We start from the raw sequence: 4,559 nt of genomic DNA, 5'->3' as shown, positions 1-4,559 counted from the left end.
GCTCGATTTCCGCCGAAGGTATGACCGTTCTGCTCGTCGAGCAGAACGCGCGTCTCGCGCTGCAGGCGGCCAATCGTGGCTACGTGATGGACTCCGGTCTGATCACGATGTCGGGCGACGCGAAACAGATGCTCGACGATCCGAAGGTTCGGGCCGCTTACCTCGGAGAATAATGCTGTTGTGTGATACTGGCTATGGTAAGTCGGGTCCCGGCTTCCCGAACGATCCGCCGATGCCGAGGTCACGCTGATCAAAAAGCGCGCTTGGCACGTTAGATCATTTACAGGCATCTACGACTATGGCTATCTCTCGCACCATCGCTTTAAGGTCGACAGTGCCTAAGCGGGATCACTTTCCGCACCGGTGTTGCGCGGTAGGTTCGATCCAGACGCGTTCAATCTGGATATTACAAATCAGCGGCCGTCTAGTGCTGACTGCCAATGGGCCCTTAAGAGCGACGTTTACGCAATACAAGCGTTTCCGGAATGTCGTTGGAGCAGTTACGGAATCGTATGGGGCAAAGCACTCTGCGTACTTGCCGGAGCTGGTCAGATACCACGACTATTCGATGATTTTGTTCGGCCGCTTGTTCTGTCGTGCGCGGGCCGGCATCGAGCGTTTCGAGCGCAACCGGATGGCGCTCTAGGATTCTTCCGGGTTCATCCTTCTGTCTGCTCGCCTTCTCGAAGTAACATCGCGCGGCGGTCTTGTCGCGATGGGCACACGCAGCAGGAGATCGACTGTTTTACCCCCTGTCGACCGCGTAGCACAGGTCTTCTTACTGTCTCTTGGTAGGCGGAAGTCTCCTCGGCGGGTTGTGCGTCTTCTACATCATGCATGATGCACGATTCGATTCGAACGATGCTATTCGCGCGCTTAACTCGACTGGACCGATCCAGCATCGACTTTCTGTCGTGGCCACGTATTCACGAGTTCCGTGCTTATTGCTAAGAGAAGGTTGCATAAGGACTGCTGAACGCGCTGAAGAGTCTTCCAGCAGATCGAGCAACAGCCGAGTTTGAGGAACGTTTCGTGAATAGCAGCGCGACGTTCGAAGCGAATAGCAGACGACGGAAATGATGCGGTCGGGCATGCGTACGCTCGGCAACCCGACGGACTTTCCTAGGTCCACTGCGATGCGGGTGACCACGCCGCGCGATGCAAGTTGGAATAGTGCGCGCGCGAAGAGCGCGTAGTATTTGTCGTGGTCGTAACCGCGTTCGGCATTGGCGCGGCGAGGGACGGCTCAAAGGCCGCCTGCGCCTGCCGCCGATCGGCACGATGGCCTCAATCAGCGGGACTAGTACAACATCCCTCAATTAGCTTTAGTAATTATCGGGTTGCAAGTAAGGCTGCAGGATGTAGTGGTCTAATTTCCTCGGACGGGTCGATAGGAGGACAATCCAGAATCGACGAGGAAAAAGAGCAAGATGACAAGAAGGCGCCGACAATTTGACGCCAGCTTCAAGCTGGAAGTAGTACGGATGGTGCGAGACCAAGGGCTATCGGTCAGCGAAGTGTGCCGGTCGATGGACCTTGTTGAGACAGCCGTGCGCCGCTGGGTGGCGCAGTACGATGCAGAGCGTGCTGGCGGCCCCGGCGAGGGCAAGCCGCTGACGGCTGAGCAGCAGCGTATCCGGTAGATCGAGGCGGAAAACCGGCAACTGCGCGAGGACAACGCGCTGCAAAAAAAAGTTCTTCGTAGAAAAGCGTGGAGCGATTTTCACCAATTGCGTAACCTGATACCTGAATTCAGGGGACATCAGGGGGGAGATTGCTCGATCGCAAGGCACTGCAGGCGCTGGGTTGCTGCAAGGGCTACCGGCTGGAACGCGTAGAGTGGCCACAGGGCGAGAACCACACGCTTTCGCTTTATCTGAAACCGGTGGGCCGGGTCATGCATTGTGAGCAATGCGGAGCGCGTTGTTCGCAGATTCATGAGACGACAGTGCGACGCGTGCGTGATCTGCCACTGTTCGAATATCGGGTAGTGCTGCACGTGCCCCGCCGCCGGGTCTGGTGCGAGAGCTGTGGTGGTCCACGGCTGGAGAAGCTGGAGTGGCTGGGCCGCTACCAGCGGGTAACGGAGCGCTTTGCCAAGGCGTGCGAGAAGTTGTTGCAGGCGGCCAGCGTACAGGCGGTGGCCGCCTTCTACGATCTGGGCTGGCACACGGTCAAGTCGATCGACAAGATGCGCCTGCGTGCCCGTGTGGCCGACCCGGACTGGTCGGCGATCCGCTATCTGGCGATGGACGAGTTCGCGCTGCATAAGGGCCACCGCTACGCCACGGTGGTGGTCGATCCGATCGGCCGCCCAGGTGCTATGGATCGGGCCGGGGCGCTCGCGCGAAACGGCCCGGGCCTTCTTCGAGCAGCTTCCTGAAGGCGTCGCTGGGCGCATCGAGGCAGTTGCCATCGATATGACGACGGCCTATGAGCTGGAGATCAACCCGCATCGCCCACAGGCCGAAGTTGTCTACGACCTGTTCCACGTCGTCGCCAAATACGGGCGTGAAGTCATCGATCGCGCGCGCGTCGATCAGGCCAACCAGCTTCGCCATGACAGACCAGCGCGCAAGGTCCTGAAGTCCAGTCGCTGGCTGCTGCTGCGCAACCGCCGCAACCTGAAACCCGAGCAGTCGGTGCATCTGAAGGAACTGCTGGCAGCAAACCAGCCGTTGTTATGCGTCTACGTGCTGCGCGACGAACTGAAACGGCTCTGGTTCTACCGCAAGCCTGCCTGGGCGCAAAAGGCCTGGGAGCAGTGGTTTGAGCAGGCCAGGCAAAGCGGTATCGCCGCCCTGCAACTGTTCGCACAGCGCCTGCAAGGCTACTGGCATGGAATCCTGGCGCGCTGCCGCCACCCACTCAACACCAGTGTCGTTGAAGGGATCAACAACACAATCAAGGTCATCAAGCGCCGGGCTTACGGGTACCGCGACGAGGAGTACTTCTTCCTCAAAATCCGCGCCGCGTTCCCCGGTAATCCTCGATGAACCTTAAAATAGCGGGTAGGCATACGACTGTGTTTTTGACTAACAACAAGCAAGAATCTATGGTCCGCCCCAGTTTTGCAACCCTGACGCTTGATGCTGTGTTGGCTTGCTCGAATCTATCCGGCGTCGTTGTGGGGACTGTTCCCCGCGCCTCGATGAAGTTCGCGCCCGCGGCCCCCATGAAGTTGTGCGGCTTCAGGAGCCTCTTTGCTTGCCGGGGTGTTCCGCAGGCCGGTGTGCCGTTCACGTCATCAGGTTTCAGTCGTCGCAAAAGCAGAGAGGGTTAGCCTGCGTTGATTCAAGCCGATGCTGTCGCAACCCTTGGATCAAAGGTGGTGTGACGTGCCACGATAGCCCAGGCGGTGCGAGCCAGCTTGTTGGCCAGCGCGCATGCCACCACGTTTGAGTGGCGTCGCATCAGTAGTGCACGTGTCCAGTCCGCGAGGTGGCCGGCTCGCTTCTGCAGGCATCGCATATAGGCCCGGGCGCACTGGACGAGAAGACTGCGGATCTTCTTGTCACCCCGTCGGCTGATGCCGAGAAGTTTGGATCTGCCGCCTGTGCTGTACTGGCGGGGAACAAGGCCAAGCGAGGCCGCGAAATCGCGACTGCATCTGAACTGCTTGCCATCGCCGATTTCTGAGGCAAGCACACTTGCAGTGATCGGCCCGATACCAGGAATGCTCAACAGTCTTTGTCCGACGTCGTCGTCGGCGAGCTGCTGCGCCACCTCGCGATCGATCTCACCGATCTGCTGCTGCAGGTACTTGTAGTGCTCGTGAAGCCGCTCAAGGATCGCGACAAGCCGGGGCGGCAACGGATGGAAGCTGAGAAGCTCCGACAGTCGCTCGACGCCAGTCTTGCCGACCGGCAGACTGATGCCGAATTCGAGCAGAAAGCCATGCATCTGGTTGATCGTTCTCGTGCGATCGCGCACCATCGATTCACGCACGCGGTGTAGCACCGAAAGCGTTTGCTGTGACTCGGTCTTCGGCGTTACGAACCGCATGGCCGGGCGCGATGCAGCTTCGCAGATCGCTTCGGCATCGACGAAGTCGTTCTTGTTTGACTTTACGAATGGCCTCACAAACTGCGGCGAAATCAGTCTGACTTCGTGGCCGAACGTGGCCAGCTTGCGTGCCATGAAGTGAGAACCTGCACACGCCTCCATGACGACCGTGCAGGTCGCATAGGTTGCAAAGAACTCGATCAGTTGCTTGCGCCCAAGCTTCTTCCGCAGCACAGCGTTACCCTTGCTGTCCTGACCATGGATGTGAAAGCTGTGTTTGCCAAGGTCGATCCCAACGAGCGTCGCATGGTCCATGATGGTCTCCAGTTACGAGTGAGCTCCTTCAGCGTAACCTGCCCGGTGAGGCGGGGCGGACCATGTCATTAGTGATGGAAGTGTTGACGGGGCCGGAGCGCCGGCGGCGGTGGTCAGCTGAAGAGAAGCTGACGATGGTGCGGGAGAGTTTCGAGCCGGGCAAGTCGGTCTCGATGGTTGCACGCCAGCACGGCGTCAATCCGAATCAGCTGTTTCACTGGCGCAAGCTGTATCAGGAC

2 protein-coding genes and 4 pseudogenes are annotated in these 4,559 nt (G+C 59.0%); 4 read left to right on the top strand and 2 right to left on the bottom strand.

Annotated elements, in window-relative coordinates; translation table 11 throughout:
* Positions 1-173, top strand: a pseudogene (locus tag VSR82_RS39465) (ABC transporter ATP-binding protein); the annotation flags it as partial.
* A 790-nt stretch (positions 174-963) separates the two neighbouring features.
* On the opposite strand, the pseudogene VSR82_RS39460 reads toward VSR82_RS39465, so the two are convergent.
* Positions 964-1,304: pseudogene (locus VSR82_RS39460) on the bottom strand (IS5/IS1182 family transposase); the annotation flags it as partial.
* A 126-nt stretch (positions 1,305-1,430) separates the two neighbouring features.
* On the opposite strand from VSR82_RS39460, the pseudogene VSR82_RS39455 reads away from it, so the two are divergent.
* Positions 1,431-1,640, top strand: a pseudogene (locus VSR82_RS39455) (transposase); the annotation flags it as partial.
* A gap of 134 nt (positions 1,641-1,774) precedes the next feature.
* Positions 1,775-2,996 (top strand): annotated as a pseudogene (locus tag VSR82_RS39450) (ISL3 family transposase).
* Between the two features lie 298 nt (positions 2,997-3,294).
* Here the strand turns inward: VSR82_RS39450 and VSR82_RS39445 are convergent.
* The gene (locus VSR82_RS39445) at positions 3,295-4,320 is read right to left on the bottom strand and encodes an IS110 family RNA-guided transposase (RefSeq protein ID WP_176137999.1); all 1,026 of its coding nucleotides are present in this window, start codon (positions 4,318-4,320) and stop codon (positions 3,295-3,297) included.
* Between the two features lie 74 nt (positions 4,321-4,394).
* Here VSR82_RS39445 and VSR82_RS39440 point away from each other — a divergent pair.
* Positions 4,395-4,559 (top strand): transposase (locus tag VSR82_RS39440; protein WP_498858865.1); only part of this gene is annotated, 165 nt, incomplete at its 3' end.

It is taken from the genome of Burkholderia sp. JPY481 (genome assembly GCF_038900515.1).
GTDB lineage: Bacteria > Pseudomonadota > Gammaproteobacteria > Burkholderiales > Burkholderiaceae > Paraburkholderia > Paraburkholderia youngii.
This window is presented reverse-complemented; position numbering and strand designations above follow the sequence as displayed.

Excerpts from the sequence above, each read along its gene's own strand:
- VSR82_RS39445 (WP_176137999.1), bottom strand. The coding sequence starts at position 4,320 with ATGGACCATGCGACGCTCGTTGGGATCGACCTTGGCAAACACAGCTTT.